Consider the following 21,831-nt stretch of genomic DNA (forward strand, 5'->3'; position numbering starts at 1 on the left):
CCCGTGCGGCTTCGATATGGTGGCCCGCGCCAGCAGTTCCGGCGTGACAAGGCCGGTTACAGGGATGCAGTCTGTTACCTCCAGGGCTAGGCACACGCACAGCATCTACCGCTTCGCGGCAAAGGAATCGCAAATCACGCGAACATTAAAAACCAGGTCATACACCGTACCGGGCAGACGTCGTGCGCAGAGGTTCACTCCTCCGCGCAAATCCCGTGTGCGCCTGTGAAGTCGGCAGGTAGCGGCCCGCGCAAATACGACGAGCATCGAACGCACATGGTATCCACGTGCTGCGCAGAAAAAACGTGTCACGCGGACAGCAACCCTGCGTAACCAGGAAGATGAAGGCGCAAATAGATTGAGTAACCCGTGTGCATCAAGACACAAACAGAGACGATCACCTAAGGCCCATAAACCGTAGTTGACATACAGCGAAAGTCCTTACAGCAGGATAGGTTACCGCCGGTTTTGGGCGCCATGTGCAATGCAGTCCTTCCCCATAACCTTGATCGAGGCCTCAGCCATGAAGCCTTCAGCACGTGTGAGATCAGCATCACGGCATCGACTGTCTCGCTGTAAATCTACATGTACAGCACCGCAAACGCTCACCACGCCCACCGCCTTGAACGCATTCGCCCAGTTCAACTGCTCGGTCACTGTCGGGATAAAAACCGGTGTAAGCCTATGGTCCCTGAGCTGCTTTAGGTTCTCAATGGCGACGTCGACAGAACCTCTTCATAGTGCCTTTTTTGTCGTTGTGCCCAATCTGCATTCAATGCGGACAAGATCGATATCGCTTTCGCGAAAGCCACGCTGCGCGGATCGACCGCACGTGGCATCTGATTCATCTCGAATTCGAAAGCCATTGCAGACGCCACGTTGCGGAATAATTCGAACATGAGATCGTCACGAGACTTCGTCGTCGTCCTGTACTGCTCGGCCCCTTTCTCGACAACGATCAAGTGGTATCCATCGGCATCGACTTCGACATGCGGTCGTCCCATGTCCTCCGATGATCCAAAGGTCGGCAGTAGACTCGACGGTGCTGATATGCGAACCGCCATTTGTTCGACCATCGTTTTGATCTGGTCAAGCTCGACCTGAAACTGGTTGGACATGGGTGCTTTACTTTAACGGAGGCTTTGGCAAGGAAACAGGAGCCAGAATACGCTGCTCCAACAAACTGTTTACGCTCTGGGGCAACTGGAATTGCATACCTGTCGTAGAGCCAAACCACGACATCACGTAACTCTGCTGAACCGTGACGGGAGAGGCCACTTGGTAGGCGTTATAAGGAGTGTCATAGGCTCCAGCGGGCAACCCTCGGGTATTGAACGGTGCTCCTGCAGCTGCAGTATAGGTACCCATCGGATTCCCAAATCGATCAATCAGGGTCCCCGGTTGCAACGTAATCGATTCGGCCACGCCCCAAACCCCGCCGTTCGGCGGCCACTGTAATGTGGCAAGCGCGGTCGACTGGCTAGTCCCACCTGCACTGTTTGTGGCAACAAGGCTACGTCCTCAATCTGGGCCTGTTGATCAGATCAAGTAATCTCTCCAGCTCTAGCCCGTACTCGTTGGGTTCGAAGGTCGGCAATACACCTTCCATCATGAACTCTGCGTTTATCAGCCCGCAAATCTCATCAATCTCAGCGAAGGTCATTTCCCCCGCGTCAAGGCTATCGAACGTCGACGTGTTTTTCCCTGCGTCTTTGACACGAAGGTTGCTCACGATTTGCTTTTGACGATCAGTTAGTGCCAGTTTCATTTTCCGACTCCCGCTGCACTTGTTCCCCATGTAGTGACCACATTGCCCTGTGGATTGACCACTACGGTTGCATTCTGTCCGATGTATTTAAATGTCGGACCGTACGCACTTGGAACATATTGGATGGCCGTCCGATTCGCAAACGCATCATCAACCGCCGCTTGGCTAACGCCGATTCCACCGTCTCGGCCCGCAATCTGTTGAAGGGCGTGGTTTGAATAACTGGAGATCGATGTCGGTGCTTGAGCTCCAGCCGCCTCCTCTGCCGAAAGCTGCATCCCGATGCCTAGCACCGTTTACTGAATTCGCGGTTCCCTCCGCCGTGTTTGTGGCTACTCGATGTCAAGCGTGTGGCCGCCTTTAGCGAAGTCAGCTTTTATATCGTCCAATATGAGTTGCTTCTCTGTCGGCGAAATCGGAATGGCCTGATCTGGCGGGCTCCAGAAACTGATGGTATCCGAGTAGACGACAAAACCGAGTTTGTCGTTTCCGGGGAAGAACATCTCCCCACCCACTGTTGCAACTCGGTCCAAGATTTTCACCTTGATGTGACCTCGCGATACCTCAAGAATCATTGCTTGCCTCGCGTAAAGATAACTTTGCTTGCACCCGTTGCAGGGTCGATAGTGGTGATTTTGGTAACATTGGGATTATTCATCAACGCCGGCAATTCTGCAGTTTCCCAAACGTTGCCGAGCCTGAGATTCGAGCCGATAACCGCGCGCACTGATCCCGATGCTCCTGCCGCATACTGAGCGGAAATGTTTTGCCAAGCTTGCACCACTGCAGGATTCGATGCGTCCCACGCTGGCATCTGAATTCCGTTTTGCGCGATCAATGTTTCGAGCGTCGTGCCGTTGTTCAACTGAGCGATTTGGGCTGCAATCTCTTGGCCGCCAAGTCCATTGGTTCGGCCTGACCAAAAGAATGCCGTATTTGGTTCCGTCGCAACTGGGTTGCTGTTTGTGGCTCCGGACGAACCAAATCCAAGCAGGGAACCAACCTTGCCCCACACCTGGGACAGTCCATCGGCCACCCCTCCACCGCCACTTCCACCCGCTGGCTTAAGTACGACAATCGGATTGCCTTCCGGATCGTCGCCCTCAATCTCGGTTCCCGACAGGCCGGCGTGCGCATCGAACTGCGACATCTCCTTCTTGTTTTCGTCCACAGCTTCGTGAACGCTGTTGTGGATCGCCTCTGAGTTGTTCAGGGCTTCATTTTCGGCTGACGTCGCCCCGCCTGTCGCGTTCTGCCCCAGCAGCCCGGCTGCCGTTCCGCCAGATAGCATCGCAATCGCGGTAATCATCGCCCGGTCGGCATCCGTCAGATTCGCGGCTCCGCCCGCCTGGTCAACCAGAAATGGCGAGATCAGCGCACTCGTTGCCCCACCAATGGCACCACCGGCACACCCGGTCCCGAGAACCGCGGAACTGGCACAACCCAACGCCGCATGCGCCGCGATGTATTCAAACTCGTTGAGGTCAGGCTGCGCATCACCAATCGCATACGCCCCCGATGCCGCAAGTTCCCCTGTCAACGCATTCGTGAACGCATTGGCAAGACTTCCGCCTTCGATCGTCGTGCCAACTCCGGCCGTGATACCCGCCTCCGCGAGAATCGCAAGGCCTCGCTGCTCGAGCGTCGAAGCCGTAGAAGCGGTCGCCTGGTTCGCGTTGTTGCCTATCGCAGGATTAACCCCCGCAAGACTCGCGAGAGAGTTTGTCCCCTGGCCGAGCATTAGAGGCTGAGTCGTGAAGTCGAGCCCCGAACTGCTGTTGTATGTGATGCCATTCGTGAGCCCGGCCGAAATTGCCGCCACGCCCGCCGCCTCGAACGCATTCGCCCAGTTCAACTGCCCGGTCATCGTGAGCTGTGACGCAATGCTCGATGTAAATCCGGCAAAACCGGCAGAGAGCGCCAGATTGCCGAGCCCAGCTGTCACAGCGGGCATCGCTACGCCTTCGGCAGTTGTCGTCGCGGCCGTCGCAGCGACAAACGTGCCACCTTCCGCGCCCGCCGCCGCACCGATAGCTGCGCTCGCCGCGCCGAACGACATGATCGATACGACAACCGCAAACGCGAGCCCGACGATCTCTGATAACCCGAACCCACCCATCGCGGTGAAGCTCGTATCGAGGTGGTCGCTAACTGCCGTCTGCATGAAGTTCGTGCCAAGTTGCTGCTGCAAATCGGCAATCAACTGCTGTGTGCCGGCCTGGTCGACCGTACCATCGTTCCCCAGCACCTGCAGCGCGCCACCGATCTGGTTGAGCGTCTGCACGTTCAGGTTCATGTCAGCCGCGCTCATGAACCCGCCCGGCTGGACCGTTGTGCCGCTCGTTTTTTCGTATCCGGTCGCGGCAATGTATTGCCAGATATCTCCCACGTTGACCTGGTTCGCCTGATTGGTCAGCGTACCGGTATTGACGGTCAGCGTATTCGACGCAGCAATGTTGCCGGTGTTGAGAATGCTGCCCTGCCCGTCCTGGTTGAAGTTGAGCGTGACGTCTTGACCGGCGATGTTGCCGCCCGCCGACATCGCGCTCCAGTCAGGTGGCAAGTAGACTTGCGGCATTAGCGCAGTAACGGTCGGACACGTCACCACACCCGTCGAGATGCAACCCGGATCAGGCACCGACTGCTGCACGTACCACAACATCGGCTGGGTCAACGCGTTGACCTGTGTTTGCGATAGCGCATCGCCAAGCTGCAGATTGTTCTGCTCTGCGTAGTTGATGGCGTTCTGATACAGGATCGCCTTTTCCTGATCGGTGACCGACAGGCTCGTTTTGCTGTCGTAAGTCAGCCCGCTTAGGAAGCTGGCCTGGCCCGTCTGCTGAAGCGCCGCTTGCTGCAACATCAGGTCTTCGGCCTGCGGGTTGTAGTAGAAGAGTGTCGAAGACGGCTGCAGGCTCGACGGCAGGTTGTCCAGCAACGTTTGCGGGCCGAGCGCGCCCAGTGTCGAGCCGCTGAGCGAGCCGGTAATGTACGACGCCGTGCCCGCCACTGAAGCGGGCAGCGGCGCGCCTACCGAACGCGGGGTCGAGAGGGTCAGCCCCGGTAGATTCACCATGCTCAATGAAATGACCTGTGACGGCGCATTCACGCGTGGCGTATAGGTGTTCGCGGTGGTGATGCCGTTGATGAGCTTCTGCCCCGTCAACGAGACGGACGTGCCGATCACGTTGCCGACATTCTGAATCTCTCCGTTCGATGTAATCGACAGGTTCGGCGCCTGGATCGTCGCGGCGATGTTGCCCACCGGTGTTGGCGGATCTATCGTACCTCCCGCACTTGTGTATGCACTCCCGTACAGCGCCGTGCATTCAGCCGCGGAACCACAGGCCCAGACGTCGTGACGCTTGTCGGGGCTGAAGTCACCAGTCTCCTGCACCCAGTGCGAGTGCCAGTAAGCGTTCAGCGTCTGGGCTTCGTTCACCACCGGACCGGCGACATTGATCGACGCATTCGCACCGGCTGAGATCAGACTGCCGATGTTGGTGAGGCTTCCCGCGTTGATCTGCAGGTTGTTGCCCGCGCTGATCACCGACGAGTTACCCGATTGCTGGTCGACGTAACCTTCGCAGTAGCTTTCCTTGTATCCGCCAGCTGTCATGCAACCGCTGTACTGCTCCGTTGCTCCGTAGTTCTGGTGAACCGGCACGGGTGGCGGCAGGTTATTCGTGATTGCGCCCGATACATTGAGCGTGATGTTGTTGCCCGCGACAATGTTGCCCGACGTGTTGTTCAGGCTGCCAGCGGGTGTAGTGGAACTCGCTGTGGTTCCGACTCCGCCGATAACAATGTTGTGACCTGCAAGCAGGCTGCCATATGTATTGTCGATTTGCCCCGCGGCTATCACCAGATCGTTACCGGCGAACACCGTGGCGCTCTGCTGGGCATAGGAAAATGTCGTCGTATTCGGATTGCCACCGCGCATGGCATTGCCGGGCTGCGTCGTTGAGACCGAGTTGTACTGCCCCTGGTTGCTGAACGACTGTGCTGCACTGGCGTTGAAGTTGTTGCCGGCGTAGAGCAGGCCACCGTTAACCAGATTTCCGCCCGACAACGTCATGTTCCGGCCGGCTACGATCTGCCCTTGCGACCCGAACGTCGTGATTGTACTGACTGAGCTGGGAGGCACATTCACCGTGGTATCGAATGTAACGGTGTGCTCCGGAAGCACAGTTCCCGATATGCCAATGCCGACGGTGCCGTAAATCCCTACACCTCCCAGCGCATTCATCTGCGCCATGAACGCATCGAGCTGCGCCTTGTCGACGGTATCGACAATCGTCGCGGTTCCGCTGTTCAATGGCGCGTTGTTAAGCGACTGCAAGTTCAGGTTGACATCGAGACCGGCCGAAATGGTGCTGCCGGCGTTGGACAACGTACCAGCCGAGATATTGACACTGCCGCCAGCGGCAATTACACCCGGCGACACCGATCCCGGCGTCGTAATGGTCCGATCGATCCCAGGCAGGGAAATATACTGGTGTTGTCCCGGTTGAGAATTCCCGACTTCTACGTTTTGACACGCGCTGGGATCGCCATAGCACGTGCTCCCGCCGGTATTGACATCGACGTACCCGTTGGTGACATCCGGCTCTAGCGAGGCAATCGTGGCGGAAGACGAAAATGCTGCCGGGTAGCAGTCACCATGGCTCAACGTCGTACAGCTCCAGTAAGTGAGCGTCCCCACGACGATCTGGGTCACAAGATCGGGATCTGCCGATGCACCGACCAGTTGTGTCGACGTTTGAGTCAGCCCCTGCAGCGCGTCATTAATCACAGCGCCTGCATTAATGCTGATATTGCCGCCAGCTATAATCGACCCAACCGTGTTGTACACATTCGCACCGGTATTGAGCGCGATGTTGCCGTTTGCCTGGGTCAGGCCGTACTGATTGTCGTAATTTCCACCACCGTTGAACGCGAGGTTCCCAGCACTTTCAATCGTTCCCCGATTGGTCACACTGCCGTTTAGCGTTAGCAAATCGCTGGCATGCATCACCGCCCCGGCAACGTTACTCAACGTCCCGTTGAACGCCACGTCGTTACCCGTGACCTGCCCGAAGTTCGTGAAAGTGCCGTTCGTGGAGAGCGTCAGCGCCGCCGTCCCCGTCATCGTTCCATAGTTATTGATCCCGTTCAGCCCCGTCAACGTCACACCCTGGCCGCCGTAATTCCACGTCCCGGTATTAGTGATCGACGCCGCGGTAATCGAAAGCTGCCCACCCTGGCTAATCGTCCCCTGCGACGGATCGAACGCCGCATTGACGGCGCTGACGCCCATATTGCGCTGCGCGAGCAGCTGGCCGCCAGCATTGTAGAAGGCGCTACCGCCTCCGTTGACCGTGAGCGAAACATCGCCTGTCACGGGCCCGCTGGGCGTATTCGGATTGCCCGCGAAGATGATCCCGTTCTGGTTGTTCAGCGAACCCGTGTTGATCGTCAGGCCGTTCACCGCCATCAACGACCCACCCGTATTGTTTAAACCACCTGCAACGGTCACATTAGTCGTCGAGCCATTCACCAGGCCCGCATTAGTGAAGTTCGTCGCATTGATCGTCGTGGTGGTCGTCGATGCCAGCGACGCATTCGCCGCATTGGTCACGTTCGGCGCCGACACGTAAAGCGCACCGCCCGATAGCACCTGGCTGGCGTTATAGAAGCCATTGCCGGCAGTCAACGTCGCGGCCCCTACCGCGTCCACCGCTGCCCCCATCAGCGACAGCTGACTGGTAGCCGTTGCCGTCAACGTCCCACCGACAATCGCCGTTCCCAGCGTCACATTCGTGCCGCTGAACTGCATGTTCCCCGTCGACACCATCAACGCCTGACTCGCATCGAGCGTGCCCTGCGCGGTCACGGTCAGATTTTTCGAACCGCCTTGCGAGCCACTCAACGTGACGTTGCCGCCGCTCAGCGCGAACTGCCCAGCCACCGTGCTCGTGCCGCTCAAGGTGAACGTTTGCCCGGCGCTCATCGTCGTATCGCCGTTCGACGACACGCCCGCCACGGCCACATTGCCCTGGGTCCCGGTGACATTCACCGTCCCCATCGACGACACTGCACCCGTCACCGTCGCATTACGTGCAGCCTGAATCGCCACGTTACCGCCAGACTGCAGGTCCCCGCCAAAGCTCACGCTGCCACTGGTGGAGCGTGCCGTCACATCACCCACCGCCGTCGTCGCACCGAACGACATATCTCCGTTCGACACAGCCGTGAACAACCCCGCGCCCTGAATCCCGCCAAGCGCAATGCCGCCCCCCGCGCCGATCGTAATGTCCTTGCCGAACGTCAGCGAGCCACCGCCGTTCACCGAGCCGCCCGCGTTGATGGTCGCAAGACCAAGGCCGAGGAATGCGCCGGTCAGCGTCGCGGTGGCACCAGAATTAATCGTCGTATCGTCGTTGACCAGTTCGCCGTTCAGCGCCAGCGTACCGCCTGAAGTGACCTTCAGATTGCCCTGGCTGGTCACGGCACCGCCGACGCCCAGGTTGCCGCCGGTTGCGCTCAGCGTCACGTCGGCGTTCGCACCGACCGTGCCGCCTGTCGTGAGGTTACGGCCCGCCGTTACGGTGAGCACGTCTATCGCCGAAGCATTCCCGCCGACCATCGCGTCACGCGCGGCCATCACGCTGAGCGCGCCGCCCGATGCGAGCACGCCGCCCACGGACACGTCACCCGCGCCGTTGTGCCCCTGTGCCTGCAACGCGATCGCGCCGCCGGCCTGCGCGGAACCCATCGACAGATCGTTGCCCGCCGTCGCATTCAGTGCGCCATTGGTCGCGACGCCACCCGTCACGTCGATACTGCCGCCTGCGTTCAGTGTGGCCTGCTGGCCAAACGCGACGGAACCCGCATTGATCGAACCACCGGACGTCAGCGTGCCCACGTTCTGCGCGCCAATGCCACCAGTCAGCGTCATGTCGCCGCCGGACGTGAGCTGTGCGTTGCCGCCCACCGTCGTCACGCCGGAGAAGGTCAGCGCCTGGCCCGCGCCTGAAATCAGATTCCCTTGCGTCGTGACATTCGCCGCACTCGCATTGCCGCTGGTCGCCGTCAGCGTCAGATCGCCGACGGAATTGACGTCGGTGAGCGCGATATTGCGTGCGGCGTCGATCGTCGTCGTGCCGCCCGTGTTGATCGCACCGTTCACGCCGACATCACGCGACGCCTGCAGCATCAACGTGCCGAGCGCGGTCGCCGTGCCACCGAGCGTCACGTCACCACCGCCCGCGTTGCCGCTCGCAGTCACGGCGAGGTTGCCGGTCACCGCCTGCACGCTGCCGAGTCCGGCGTTGTTGCCGCCCGTCACCGTGACGCTCGCGCCTTGCAACGCGCCGGTCAACGCGAGATCGTGCGCTGCACTCAGCGTCGCGGCCTGAGCAAACGCCGCCGTGCCCGCGCCGTCGATATCGTGCGATGCCGTCAGCGTGCCGCCGAGCTGGCCGGCAAGCGCGCCGGTCAACTGGATGTCGCGGCCCGCCTGCACGGTCACGTCTTTGGCCGCGTTGATCGTGCCACCGAGTTGTGTGCCGAGCGCGGACGTCAGGTTCAACGCGCCGGACGTGATCGTGGTGCCGGTCAGCGCGATGCTGCCCGTCGTCGCCCTGGCAGTCAGATCGCCGGCCGTGGTTTGCACAGTGCCGCTCGCCGACACGTTGCGAAGCGCCGCAAGCGTCAACGCATCACCGGTGGTCAACGAGCCGCTGACGAGCACATCGCGCGCGCCGCTCAAGGTTACGACGCCAGGCGCCGTGGCAGTGCCGGTGATAGCCGCATCGCCGCCGCCCGCGTTGCCGTTCGCGGTGAGCATCAACGTCGTCGCCGAATTGACGTCGTGCAGCGCGACGTTATTGCCACCCACTGCGTCGATGACGTTCGCCTGCACACCGCCGGTCAGCGCGATGTCGCGTTGCGCCGTGTAGTTCGCCGCCTGCGTAAACGCTTGCGTACCGGCGCCGCCGATGTCGCGTCCTGCCGTCACAACACCGTTCGCCTGCCCGATCAGCAAGCCGTTCAACAGCGCATCCCGCCCCGCGTTCAACGTCGCGTCACCCACCGCACTCGTGCTCGCGCCAAGCGACAGATCGAGACCCGTCGTGATATCGAGCTTCCCAGCGCTGTTGATACCGCCCGTCGCATTCAGACTGCCTTGCCGCGCATTGAGCACGGCATCGCCAACCGACTCCACCGCACCCGCGACGTTGATATCGTGCTGCGCATTGATGCCGACCGTCGCACCGCTCGCGATCTTGCCTGTCGAACTCACGGTCACATCGTTCTGTGCCGTCGCTGTTACAGCACCCGCCGCCGCAACGGAACCGTTGACCGTGAGGTTACCAGGACCATTAGCCGTGTTGGTACCATTTGCATTCAACGCAATCGTGCCAGCCGACTCGACGTTATCGACACCGATGTTGCCCGCGGCCGTCACCTGAACCGCCTGGCCCTGGATCAAACCGCCTTGCGTCACATCGCGGCCCGCATCAAGCGTGGCCGCCTGCGTGAAAGTCATCGTGCCTGCGCCACCGATATCGCGCCCCGCCGTGACGATGCCCTGCCCTTGCCCCGCGAGCATGCCGGTCACGTTGACGTCGCGCGCCGCGTTGAGGATCGTGTCGAGCGCCGCGGTGGTCGTGCCGCCGAGATTGACGTCGGAGCCTGCCTGCACGTTGAATGCGCCATTGCTGGCGATCGTGCCCGTCGACCCAACGCTGCCGTTCCGCGCGCCCAGCACGGTATCGCTGGCCGACTGGATCGAGCCGCTGATCCCGATGTCCTGGCCGGCATTCAGCGTGACCCCGGCACCGCCCGTCACCGCACCGGTAATATTCAGGTTCTGAGTAGCCGTCAGCGCGAGGCTGGACGCCGCCTGCACGTCATGCAACGTCGCCGAACCACCCGCGTTCGTCTGCACGGTGCCACCGCGCAGCGAACCGGTCAGGTTCGTATCGCCGCCGGAGCTGACGCTCACCGCGAGACCGAACGCGCTGGTCGCCGCACCGGCAATCGTGCCGCCAGCGGTCAACGTGCCGTTGCCCTGTGCGACCACCGAGCCGTTCATGGTCAGATTCTGACCGGCGTTGACCGTCAGATCGCCGAGCGCGGATGTGCCTTGCGTACCGAGGTCGACGGACTGTGCGGCGTCGATCAGCAGGTTGCCGCCGGACTGGATATTGCCGGTGCTCGTCAGTGAGCCAGCCGCGTTCTTCAACGTGACGTCGCCATTCGATGCGACGCTGCCCGCAATCGACGTATTGCCGCCGCTCGTCACGCTCAACGTGTTCGCGCTCTGCAACGCACCGCTAATCGACGTATCGCCGCTCGACGTCAGCGTCGCAGTCGACAACGATGCGACGAGGCCATTGACCGCCAGCGTGCCGCCGTTCGCCGCGACCTGCAGCGCCGAGTTCGCCTGTACGTTGTTCAACGCGACCGAGCCGCCTGCGGTCAGCGAAACGCCCGCGCCTTGCAGCGCACCGGTCACTGACAGATCGTTCGCTGCGGTAACGTTCGCATCCTTGACGAAGCCGCTGCTGCCGCCCGCAAGCACATCGTGTCCAGCGTTGAGCGTCGCCGCGCCCTGACCGGCGAGCGTACCGCCGATGGTCAGATCGTGACCTGCGGTTAGCGTGGTATCACCGGTCACGCTCGTCGCGCCGGTCAGTGCCACATCCTGCGCGCCGTTGACGGCAAGATTCGCCGCGCCGTTCAACGTGCCGCTCGAATTCACGCTGCCGCCCATCGCCGCGATCGACAGATCGCCAACCGCCTGCACCGTGCTCGCCGTGGCCACGGTGACATTGCGCTGCGCCGTCAGCGCCACCTTCGAGCCGCCCGCCAGCGCACCGTTGACGACGACATCGCGCGCAGCCTGCACGTTCGTCGCTCCGACTGCCGCCGCGTTGCCGTTGAAGGTCACGTCACCGCCGCCGGCCGCGCCGTTAGCCGCGACGTTGAACGCACCACCCGCCTGCACGTCAGCGAGACTCACGTTGTTGCCCGCCGTCACTTGCAGCGCATTGGCCAGCAGCTTGCCGGTGAACGCTACGTCCTGCCCTGTGGTCAGCATGCCGCTCTGGCCGAAGGCCACCGAACCGCTACCCGTGATATCGTTCTGCGCGCTGATCGTGCCGTCCTGCTGCACGATCACCACGCCGGGCACGTCGAGGTTGCGTCCCGCGCTCACCTGTGCGTCGGTGCCCACGAGCAACGAGCCGGCTACCGAAATATCGCGCGCGGCATCGGCGGCAAGCGTCGTGCCGCTGGCGAGCGATCCGTTCACCGAAAAATCCTGACCCGCGCTCACCGTGACCGCTTTTTGCGCGGTGGCCTGCGCGGTCACGCTCGTGTTCTGGCCCGACGTCAGCGCGAGGTTATTGCCGCTCTTGACGGTCGCGTCGACCGACACACTGCCTTGCGTCGCCGTCAGCGCGAGATCGCCCGACGTTTGCAACGCCGCATTCACGTTGACGTTGCGCTGCGCAGTAGTCTGCAGCGTGCTGCCATTGGTCTGCCCGTTCACGTTGACGTCACGCGCGGCCTGCAGGCTCGTCGCGCCGCTCATCACGGATGTGCCGTTCAGGTTGATGTCGCCCGCGCCGTCGTTGCCTTGCGCATTCACACCGAGCGCGCCGCCAGTCTGCACGTCGCCAAGCGTAACGTTCGCGCCACCCGTGATCGCGGTGTCGCTGTTCGATTGAACGCTCGCCACGTTGATGTTGCCGCCCGCCGTCACCGCGAGCTTGCCGCCCGACTGGATCGTGCCGGTCGACGTGACGTCGCCGTTCGCATTGATCGTGTAGCCGCTGATGCCGACGTGCGCGCCGGTCATCGACAGATTGCCGCTGGCTTGCAGCGTGGCCTGCTGTTGCGCGGCCGAGCCGTTCACCGTCAGATCGCCGTTCGACGACAGCAGGAGATCACCGGTATTCGCCGCCATCTGCGCATCGGTACGCACGCCCATGCCGGCCGCCGTGCCGATCACCTGGATCTGGCCGGCGGTCATCGCACCGAACGCAGTGGCGTCGATTGCGAGGCCGTTGTTGGCGCGACCGTTCGCGTTGTTGATCGCGGTGGCCGTGTTGTCCGAACCGTTCGCCGACGTCGTATAGCGGGTGCCGCTACTGCTCACCGCCGACGGCAGCACGAACTGCCGTCCGGCAATCGCATTGATCCGCGAGCCGGCATACAAAGGCGCATTGATGCCAATGGTCTCGCCGATCAGATCGATTGTGCCGACCGTGCCTTCGATACCCGCACCGGGACCGTTCACGCCCGCGTTGCCTTCGATCTGGATGTGACCGCCGCTCACGCTATAACCGATCGCCTGCGCGTTGTTGAAGTCGGTGACGCTGCCGTTCAGGTCACTCAGGAATTGCGGCGTACCGGTCGACAACGTGACGCCGATCGTATTCGTGAAGCCCGTGCCGCTGGTCGTGATGCCGTTCGGGTTCGCGATGATGACGGTCGCGGGCGCACCGAACACTTCGAGCGGTCCGTTGAGCAAGCTCGCATATGCGGCGCCCGTCGACGTCACCTGATTGACGATCACGCTCGCCGTACGCCCCGCGAGATTCGGGTTCGCCTGCAGATCGCCGCCGGTGAGCGAGGTGCCGGCCATCAGGCTGTTGTTCAAAATCAGCCCGACCGGATCGATATTGAAGCGCTGATACTGGTTGAGCGAAATCCCTGCCGCATTCGGCGCCGTGATGTTGACGACAGGCACGCCACCGCTCGCGCCAGTGGTCTGCGTGATCTTCGGCTGGAACGAGATCGGCGCGGTCGGATCGACAATCAGCGCGGCCTGCGCCGTTCGCATCGCAAAGCGGACATGCACCGCGCCCAGATCGATGATGCGTTGCCATGCCTCGTCATCCAGACGGTGACTGCCGGCGGCCAGCACGCCTGCCGCGTCGCGGCTTTGCTCGAACGTGATCGAGAGCGGCCCGGCGAACAGCGTCAACGCGACAAGCGCCGATACCGCACGCTGCCACGCGCGATACGCACGCGCGGACATGGGCATCGACCAGTGCCGCTGCCCGTCGTGTACCTGACGGTTTTGCCCGAGTTGTCGTAACGCGTTGCGCGTGGACGTGTTCATGGTGCTCTCTTCTTCTGGTTTTTCTTGTATTTCTGGCACTTCTTCTGCGCCGCTCCGGGCGACCAACCCGAAACGGCACGGCAGCAGTTGAATCCCGTGCGCTGCGCCCCGTGGGAAAAGAGGTCCTTATTGCTGCTGAATTCGCGCGTTCTTCATCAGGTCGACCACGACCTGCGCAGTGGCCTTCTCCAGCGCAACCTGCTCGAGCTGCTTGCGCAAGGCATCCTTGATCTGGTCGTACTGCGGAATCTGCGTCGGACGCTTTTCGTCGACGCGCAGAATCCAGTACACGTCGCCAACCTGCACCGGCGCGCTCGACACGCCGCCTTGCGGCAGCTTCACGAGCGCTTCGGCAAGCGGCTGCGGCCAGTTCTGCGTATTGCCAGGCTGGATCGGCGTCTTGAACGAAATCCAGTTCAATGCACCGCCTTGTGCCGCGCCCGGGCCCTGGCTGTACTGTTTCGCGAGTTGTGAAAAGTCCGTACCCTTCTTCAGTTGCGTCAAAACCGTTTGGGCGGTGTCCGCATCTTTCACGGCAATCGCACTCGGCTTGTATTCGCTCTCGCCCAGCGTCCCGACGATGGCGTCGTACTTCGACTTCACATCGGCATCGGTGACGGGCACGGGCTTGACCTGGTCGCGCAGATACGCCGCCGTCATCGCCGCAGTCTTCGCCTGCTCGATGGCGGCCACGACTTGCGGACGCGATTCGTAATGCTGCTTCTCCGCGGCCTGACGGAAGAGTTCACGCGCGATCAGCTGATTCTTTATCGACGTTCGTAGCGCAGGCGTGTCCGGCGCGTTCGTCGCGCGCATGGCCTGGTCGAGCTGGTCCTGCGTAATCACCACGTTGTTGACGCGTGCCACTCCGTTGGCGGGCAGCGCGCCGCCGATAGCCTCCGCGACCTTGTCCGTGGAATGCTTCGTCGCGGGTCTGTTGGCCGCGTGCGCGGCAGGCAGGACGCCGGCCACCAGACCGGCTGTGACGAGCGTGGCAACCAGCGTGGCGTAGCGAACCCTGACGACGAGCGGACGGTATGTCATATGAACCCCTTTAGAGTGACCAGTTGAGTGTAGCGAGCAGCACGGTGGCTTTCTTTCCAAGTGCGGCCGGTTGAAGCAAGGCCTGTCCGAGCAGCACCTCGCTGGTGACGGTTTGCGTTTTGTAGCGCCATTGCGCCCGTGCGCCGACGCCGGTGCCTATCAGCGTCGGCCAGCCACCTTGTGCGACCAGATGCGACTTGCCGCCGTCCAGAAACACGTAAGGTTCCAGACGCGCGTCGTGCCAGACCGGCACGTTCTGCCACGCGGCCTCGTTGCGCAGATAGAAACCGCTATCGCCGGCAATGCCGCCTTCGGTAAAGCCGCGCACGGAATCCATGCCGCCGAGGAAAATCTGCTCATTGCCGAACATCGCGACGCGGCTGTACTGGCCGCGCAACGTGCCGCGATAGGTCCACTGGGTGCCGGCGAGCGTGCCGAGCGCGACCTGCAGCGTGGCGGTCGCATCGAGTTTGGTGAACTGGCTGTGTGCGTCGACTTCTTCGATATCGGGGCCGTCGTGACTCGCGCAGAGCCACGGCAAACCCTGCGACACACCTACGTCCCACGTCGCGGCTGCCGCCTGCTCGTGTGCCACGAAACGGCGCAAGCCATTCAGGCCGGCGCGCAACACCGTGAGATCCTGTGTCGCCAGATCGATACCGTTCAGCGTGCGCTCCGTGCGCATCTTCGTGAGCGTGACGTCGACGCTGGTGCGACCTGCGCGCGAGCGGGTCAGCACGTCGTTCCAGCCGAGAATCTGGCTGAACGTGCGCCCCTGCAGCAGTGCGACGTCGCTGATGGTCTGCTGGTATTCGGACAGCGACGTCGTATAGCTGAAGGTCTGATAGCCGTAGGGCGCCGCCGCCGAAAACACGACCGCGTTGCTGTCCTGTGTGCCGACGTAGTTAAACGACAGCGACTCCTGCAGGCCAATCAGGTTGTCCGCTTCGACGCCGGCGCGATAGCGCAGCGTGCCGGTTTGCGAGCTGCCGTAATTGTCGATGCCGAGGTCGTAGAAGACGCGGTCGCCATAGCGGTTGGTAACGGCCACCACGGAATCACCTGGCGTCTCACCCGGCATGATCTGGATCTCGGCCTGATTGCGGCGCAGCCGGTTGATCTGGTCCACGCCCTGTTCGAGATCGGGCAGGCGCAGCACGTCACCGCGACTATCGCCGAAGGCCCACGCGGTGCCCGCGTCGGTCAGCAGGCCGCCACCGTGCGTTGTGTACCACGGCTCGTTCCGATCGCGCGGACGCAGCGGCTTGCCGTTCAACGTGAAGGCCGACACTTTGCCGTCGACGATGTTGATTTTCAGCGTGCCGGAGGCAAGATTCTGCGCGCCGAGGTAGGCGCGCGTCGTGATGTAGCCGTGCGAGATGAACGCTTCGGTCACGCGGCGCAGCAGCAGGTTGATGCGATTGCGGCCGAGTTGCTTGCCGACGAACGGCGCGGCGATCTCGTCGAGCGCGCTCGCGCCGAGCACGGTGTCGCCGATGAAATCGATGTGATCGATCTTGAAGAGCGGTTCGACGTCGGGCAGCGTTTCGACATCCGCGCCTTCGGGCAGATTGACCACCGTCGGCTGCGGCACCTCGATCTGCGCCGGCGGCTGCTGGATCTCGTCACGACGCTGACGGTCGCGCTGCTCTTGCAACAGCCGTTGAGCGGGGTCCTGTTCGGCGCGTGCGGGCACACCGAAAGGCACGCCACCCAATGCCGCAGCGTTCGCCAAACCCGGCGGCGTCTGTGCAAATCCGCGCACCGCTGCCGTGCCGGCAAGTATCGCCAGCATGCAACGCGCGAGCCGTGGCGTGCGGTATGTTATCGCCCGCTTTAGGATCCGCTTCATAGCCCGAACCACGACACGAGTCCGAGATGGTTGTGATTGCCGATCGTCACCGGTGCGTGGTACGGCACGCGAATCGTGTTCACACCGCCCGCTGCCTTGACGCCGCCGGGCGCGCTAAACGAACCGCCCTCGATATCCGCCTCCCCGGTCAGCTCGACCTGGCCGCTGCCGCCGCCAAACACGCCGCCCGTGTCGCTTGCGAAGATCGCAGACCATGAATTGCCGAACCACGCCTTCAGGTCATGCGTGCGATTGATCGCGCTATAGCCGGGGACGGCCTGGGCAAGCGTCTTCGGCGCGTCGAGTGTCAGCGCGTTGAGGGCCAGCACCGTGCCACCCGTATTCGTGATCTGCATGCCGGCTTTCAGCGCAATGTCCTGCGAGGCTTCGATCACGCCGCCGAAGGCTTGCACCGAGCTTGACGAGGTGGAACTGCAGAAGAAGAAGCACGTCTGCCGATACGAAGCCTGCCCGGTAAACACGCCCTGTGTGAGCAACTGCTCGCGCGCCGTAATCGCAATGGAACCGCTGTTCGCGAGAATCGATCCACCAACGTTCGTTACGTTGCGGCCTGAGATGCTCACGTTGCCGTCGTCGGCGGTGATATAGGACAGCTTTGACGGATCGGCGATCGCGCCGTAGTCGACGTCAAAGCCGTTCTCGCGATGCTCAACGAAGATCAGCCGCCAGCTGCGATCCGAATAGCCGACTGCCGCGCCGCCATTCGTACCGCTCGAATGATCGATGATGTTGTTGACGTCGCCGTCCGCGGTGATCGTCACCCCCTTGTTCGACAATATGCGGGCGTTCTGATTGGTGATCGAGCCACCAGCGCTCATCGACACATCGCCGTCCACGCCGAACAGAACAGCAAGCTGGCTATCAGGCGTCGACTGGTTCAGCACATTGCCCGCAGCCTTCAGCGTGACCGCGCCTTGCGACGCAGAGTCGAGCGTATTTTTTTGCTGGCCTTGTATCAGCGAGCCCACGTTGGTGATGTCACCAGTACTGGTCAATACCACGCCGCTGGTCGACGAGGCGATCACCGATTGCGCCGCGGCATCCTGCGTCAGCGCAATGGCCGCACCGCTCACGTTGATGCCGGCGTTGGCGAGCAGACTGCTGCCTGCCAGGCTGACATTGCCGCTCGCGGTCAAAGTCGCGGAGCCGCTGGTCGCCTTCAGCGTCGTATCCGAGAACGCGATGCTGTCCTGTGCCTGCAGGTCGAGATTGTTTTGCGCCGTCAGCGTCGTGTTCGCAAACTGCACCGAGCCGTTCGACGACAGCGTGAAATCACCAAGTGTCGCATTCATCGGCCCGGCGCTGCGCACACCCGGGCCTTTGTCGGTGACGATCAATTGCACGCGACCGCTCGTCAGGCTGCCGACGGCGGTGATGTCGATCGCGAAAGAACTCGCGGTGGCCGCGCTCGCGGACGGGTTCAGTGCGAGCCAGTCGTTGCTGTTGTCGTTCGGCGAAACCGACGTGTTCAACGTGACGTTGCTGCTGCCCGCCACCGCGCGCACGTTGGCCGTCTGGGACGTGAAGGTGTTGGTGAGCGGTCCGTTGACCAGCACGTTCTTCGCAATCAGGTCGAGTCCGATCAACGCGCTCGCCAGTCCCTGAGGACCGACGATGATTGTTCCGGTACTGGTGTCGAGCACGATGTCCCGTTCGGGAATCCCGGCGGCCGGCACGGTGTCCCTGAAGCTGACCTGGCCGGTGGTCAGCGCCACGCGGCCGGTATTAACAAACGAACCGCCGTTCACCGTAATACCATTCGGATTGGCCAGTACCACATTCGCACGCGAGCCGATTACATCGATCCGTCCGCTGATAATACTGGGATTGGTACTGGTTACCTGATTGACAATCGTTCGCGCATTAATGCCGACGTTATTCAGCGAAGCACCGGCGGCGCCTACATTGAAACTGCTATAGGTATTGTTCGAAACACCGGCAACGGTCGGTGCGATATTGACGGTCTGATGACCGCTTGCGGCGGTTGAGACCGTGGTTGCAGTTCCGCCATCAACTGCAATGCCAATTGCATATGTATTGCAAGGCACGGCAGCCAGCACGGCAACAATCAGCCTGATTTGAAACCGGTGCAGACACGGGCTTCCGTGGCTTGCGCTGCTCCCCCCTGTGCTGCCAGACATTCCTGTTTTCACGCAACTGTTCGTTGCGGGTTCTCTTCGTGGATTCGCTTAATACGCGCGACTTTTACGGCCGCAGCATTCGTACGATAAATAACGGCCCTAACCAGAAGTTTCTTTAGGAATGTTTGGAAAGATTTTTATTACGTTTAGCCTTCATCGCCCAGCCTGTGATAACACGGCCGACGCGATGGGAATTTTCTCGAAGCCACTCGCAATGGCGCGTAGCAACGTTCTTTCAATCACCCGATCGATTTGAACCGGCCCGATCCCTCCTAATGATTGATGGACTACGCCATCAGCCGCCATATGCTGCGGACTGCACTGGCGACCGGCCCATGACGACCCTTTTCTGCCGGTCGAGCTATCAGATCAGGAAGGGCAGGTATCCAAGTGCAACGGTCGTTCAACACCGTCACTGAAAGACAAGTTAGCGACGGTGCGCCACGAGAGTGTGCCGTTTTTCTTCGGATTTCTCTGTGATGAACACAGGCGTATCAAAGGACACTAGTCGGCAGCGCGGCTTGACTATCTGTCTGCTTCGATATCGGGCGACCCGCTGCAGACAGGTAGCCAAGCACGAGCGGGGCGAGGAAGAAGAACCAGAAGAGCACGAGGATCAGCGGTATGCAGCGCATCAAGGCCACATACACGCTCACTATCTTGCCCACCACTGGAACATTCGGTTGCCTGATAACCGCAGGGGGCGCCGCCTGTACACCACAGCGACGGTCACTGATTCGCCTCCTTGAACTGGTCCAGTTGGAGCTTGTATTCGTACTCGGTGTAGAAGTCCCGAGTCGGCGTAATCATCTGCCTCGTTCGCAAGAACTCCTGACCGAGGGTTTCGTTGTCCGCGGTGCGTTCAAGCAGAAGGAGTAGCTGATAGATGGAGATGCTCCACGATTTGGAAAAAGGCGTTCTTCCATAGAAATCGCCATCACCCGCCCGCATCGCGGCTCCTCTCAATTTCTCGAACCACACATGTAGGTCATTTAGCTTGCTTTGCTTCTCTGGATCCAAAGTGTTAAACGTCGAAACACATCCTGCTCGCAAGAAGTGCTGCAGGAACGGTCGATCGTGCAGGCTTCCAAGCTCGCCACGTGTAATCGAAACTTTGAGAACTTCCCGGCCGTTCAGCTCAATCGTCGAATTCGATGAATCGCCTTCCAGCGAAATCGCACCATGTTCTTGAAGCACAGCGTGCCTCTCCATGGCCTGAGCTTGTGGTCGGACCAGAGCCTGCGCAAGGTCTCCCAAAGCGGTGACATCATTGCCCGCGCGCGCAGCCCTAGTAAACATCTTGCTCTTCAATTCGAAGAAGCAAACTAAGGTCGCCGTTTCCACGACCGCATCGCATTCGCCACTCGACTGTCCGGCTTTGTACTCTCCGTGCAGTACGTTGACACCGCGCTCTTCCATCTTGGCACGCACAAATCGCTCGAACAGCGGTCCCATCGCTTCGTCGTCGAACCGTTTGTTTGGCCAGTTGTTCTTGCACCAGTCGAGTGCTGCGTTCGCGATGGCTCTCGACGCCATGGGCGGTGGCTGCATCACGAACGTTTGGTCGTCGGCTACGAGAGGCCGGAAAGCCGCGTCTATGTCGTTATCACTCGGTGGATATACGAGTTTTCGGTTGACGTCTTTTGGGTGACAGAAGACCTCGCGTAGCAATTCTGCTGCTGGTTTGAGATCGAGATTCGAAGCGAACGCGGCATCTTGCACGGCAAATATGGAGAAGTCATGCGGCGCAACTCGCTCGCACGCACGTAACATTTTCAGGGCGACCGCGAGAATCTGGTCAGCCGTTCTCCCACGCTTGTCTTCCAGCTTGGCGAGCGCCTCCTGAGACATAATCCACTGAATGTATTCGCGGGCATGCGACGGCTTCGCTTGAGCCACGAGAAAGACGGAATCGTAGACTGCCGATTTCTGCATGATGCCTACGATGTCCGACGGTCGTGCGAATATCAATTCGAAGGTACTTACGGACAGGTCAAGCAATGCCGTTGCCCATGTCACGAGGTCGACGAGTCGCGCGAGTGTTTCTTCTGGTTTGGAGGCAGTCGGTTGATGCGCGAAATAGCGAAGGCCCAGATGGTAAAGATAGGCAAGCGGCCTTTCCGGTGGTGCGTCGATCTGTATTGTTTGCCCGACGCGCCCGAGTCTGAATCGCCCCGTCATCTTACTGTAATGGGGTCCCATTGCACCGGCTGCACTCGATGCCAACGCGCGCCCCAAAGAGGCGGACAAACCGGCTATCTCGTCCGCCAATCGTTGCACCTCGGAATCCGGGACATTCACGCCGCCGCTGGCCGGCAGGTCGATCTGATAACCAAGCCCCCTCAAACTGCGAATCGCCTTGGAGAGGGAAGTTACCCGTGTATCCGCAATCCACTGTTGGTCGGCGGGTAGCCCCGTGCGGAATCTAGCTGCGTGCGTGAACGCGAGTTGGACCGCGTAGGTCCAATTGCTCGTCGGCTCTGCCGAGTGCCCCCGCTCTTTGAGCGCGTCCTGGAGGGCAAATGCAACATCGCGGTAGGGATCCGGAGAGGATTGGTCGCACATGAAGCGAAGTCCGAGGTCAGCAATGAATCCGCGGACCTCCATGCGCGCCTTGTCGCTGTCTTCGACTCGGAAACAACCCCGTATTTCCGCAAGCGATTCGTTAGCTTTAAGCTTCGCCAGATCCGCTGACGACGGGGTGGGGCATGAATCAACAAGTGCTTTAAACAAGCTTAGGTCCACATATCCTCCTCGAACAACGCTTAGTGCGGAGCACGGTGACGTGCCGCGCTCGGCGCGATATCTTAGCGTAGCTGCCTCATCAAAGTCGTCACCTCAATGACGGATTTGGCCGACGATGAAACGCGCATCACAGGTGCTC

The 21,831-nt window shown here is 61.1% G+C and carries 9 protein-coding genes; all 9 read right to left on the reverse strand.

Features of this window, described 5'->3' with window-relative positions:
- Positions 1-701 precede the first annotated feature (701 nt).
- The 9 genes from BLV45_RS10460 to BLV45_RS10500 all read right to left on the reverse strand — a co-directional run bounded on the left by BLV45_RS10460 (position 702) and on the right by BLV45_RS10500 (position 21,680).
- Positions 702-1,118, reverse strand: coding sequence for an Imm63 family immunity protein (locus tag BLV45_RS10460; protein WP_090532441.1), 417 nt, complete (start codon positions 1,116-1,118; stop codon positions 702-704).
- 7 nt (positions 1,119-1,125) lie between these two features.
- The gene (locus BLV45_RS28225) at positions 1,126-1,425 is read right to left on the reverse strand and encodes a TNT domain-containing protein (RefSeq protein WP_143130411.1); all 300 of its coding nucleotides are present in this window, start codon (positions 1,423-1,425) and stop codon (positions 1,126-1,128) included.
- Positions 1,426-1,513: 88 nt separating this feature from the next.
- A complete protein-coding gene (locus tag BLV45_RS10470; protein ID WP_090532445.1) occupies positions 1,514-1,768 on the reverse strand; it encodes a hypothetical protein in 255 nt (84 codons plus the stop codon).
- Positions 1,769-2,100: 332 nt separating this feature from the next.
- A complete protein-coding gene (locus BLV45_RS10475) occupies positions 2,101-2,343 on the reverse strand; it encodes an Imm74 family immunity protein (RefSeq protein WP_090532446.1) in 243 nt (80 codons plus the stop codon).
- A complete protein-coding gene (locus BLV45_RS10480) occupies positions 2,340-13,889 on the reverse strand; it encodes a two-partner secretion domain-containing protein (protein ID WP_090532448.1) in 11,550 nt (3,849 codons plus the stop codon). Before BLV45_RS10480 ends, BLV45_RS10475 begins: the two co-directional genes overlap by 4 nt.
- A 126-nt stretch (positions 13,890-14,015) precedes the next feature.
- Positions 14,016-14,933 carry a peptidylprolyl isomerase gene (locus tag BLV45_RS10485; protein WP_090532451.1) on the reverse strand — a complete coding sequence of 306 codons (918 nt, stop codon included), beginning with the start codon at positions 14,931-14,933 and terminating at the stop codon, positions 14,016-14,018.
- A 10-nt stretch (positions 14,934-14,943) separates the two neighbouring features.
- Complete coding sequence (locus BLV45_RS10490; RefSeq protein WP_245753184.1) at positions 14,944-16,728, reverse strand: ShlB/FhaC/HecB family hemolysin secretion/activation protein; 1,785 nt, start codon at positions 16,726-16,728, stop codon at positions 14,944-14,946.
- A gap of 53 nt (positions 16,729-16,781) precedes the next feature.
- Positions 16,782-18,947: a two-partner secretion domain-containing protein gene (locus BLV45_RS10495; protein WP_090532455.1), complete on the reverse strand. Its 2,166-nt coding sequence runs from the start codon at positions 18,945-18,947 to the stop codon at positions 16,782-16,784.
- Between the two features lie 729 nt (positions 18,948-19,676).
- Positions 19,677-21,680 (reverse strand): hypothetical protein, encoded by a 2,004-nt coding sequence (locus BLV45_RS10500; RefSeq protein ID WP_143130412.1) that lies wholly within the window; start codon positions 21,678-21,680, stop codon positions 19,677-19,679.
- Positions 21,681-21,831: the final 151 nt, after the last annotated feature.

Source organism: Paraburkholderia sartisoli (genome assembly GCF_900107685.1).
GTDB lineage: Bacteria > Pseudomonadota > Gammaproteobacteria > Burkholderiales > Burkholderiaceae > Paraburkholderia > Paraburkholderia sartisoli.

Coding starts and splice junctions, on each gene's coding strand:
- BLV45_RS10460 (WP_090532441.1), bottom strand. CDS start 1,118: ATGTCCAACCAGTTTCAGGTCGAGCTTGACCAGATCAAAACGATGGTC.
- BLV45_RS10470 (WP_090532445.1), bottom strand. CDS start 1,768: ATGAAACTGGCACTAACTGATCGTCAAAAGCAAATCGTGAGCAACCTT.
- BLV45_RS10475 (WP_090532446.1), bottom strand. CDS start 2,343: ATGATTCTTGAGGTATCGCGAGGTCACATCAAGGTGAAAATCTTGGAC.
- BLV45_RS10480 (WP_090532448.1), bottom strand. CDS start 13,889: ATGAACACGTCCACGCGCAACGCGTTACGACAACTCGGGCAAAACCGT.
- BLV45_RS10485 (WP_090532451.1), bottom strand. CDS start 14,933: ATGACATACCGTCCGCTCGTCGTCAGGGTTCGCTACGCCACGCTGGTT.
- BLV45_RS10490 (WP_245753184.1), bottom strand. CDS start 16,728: ATGCTGGCGATACTTGCCGGCACGGCAGCGGTGCGCGGATTTGCACAG.
- BLV45_RS10495 (WP_090532455.1), bottom strand. CDS start 18,947: ATGTCTGGCAGCACAGGGGGGAGCAGCGCAAGCCACGGAAGCCCGTGT.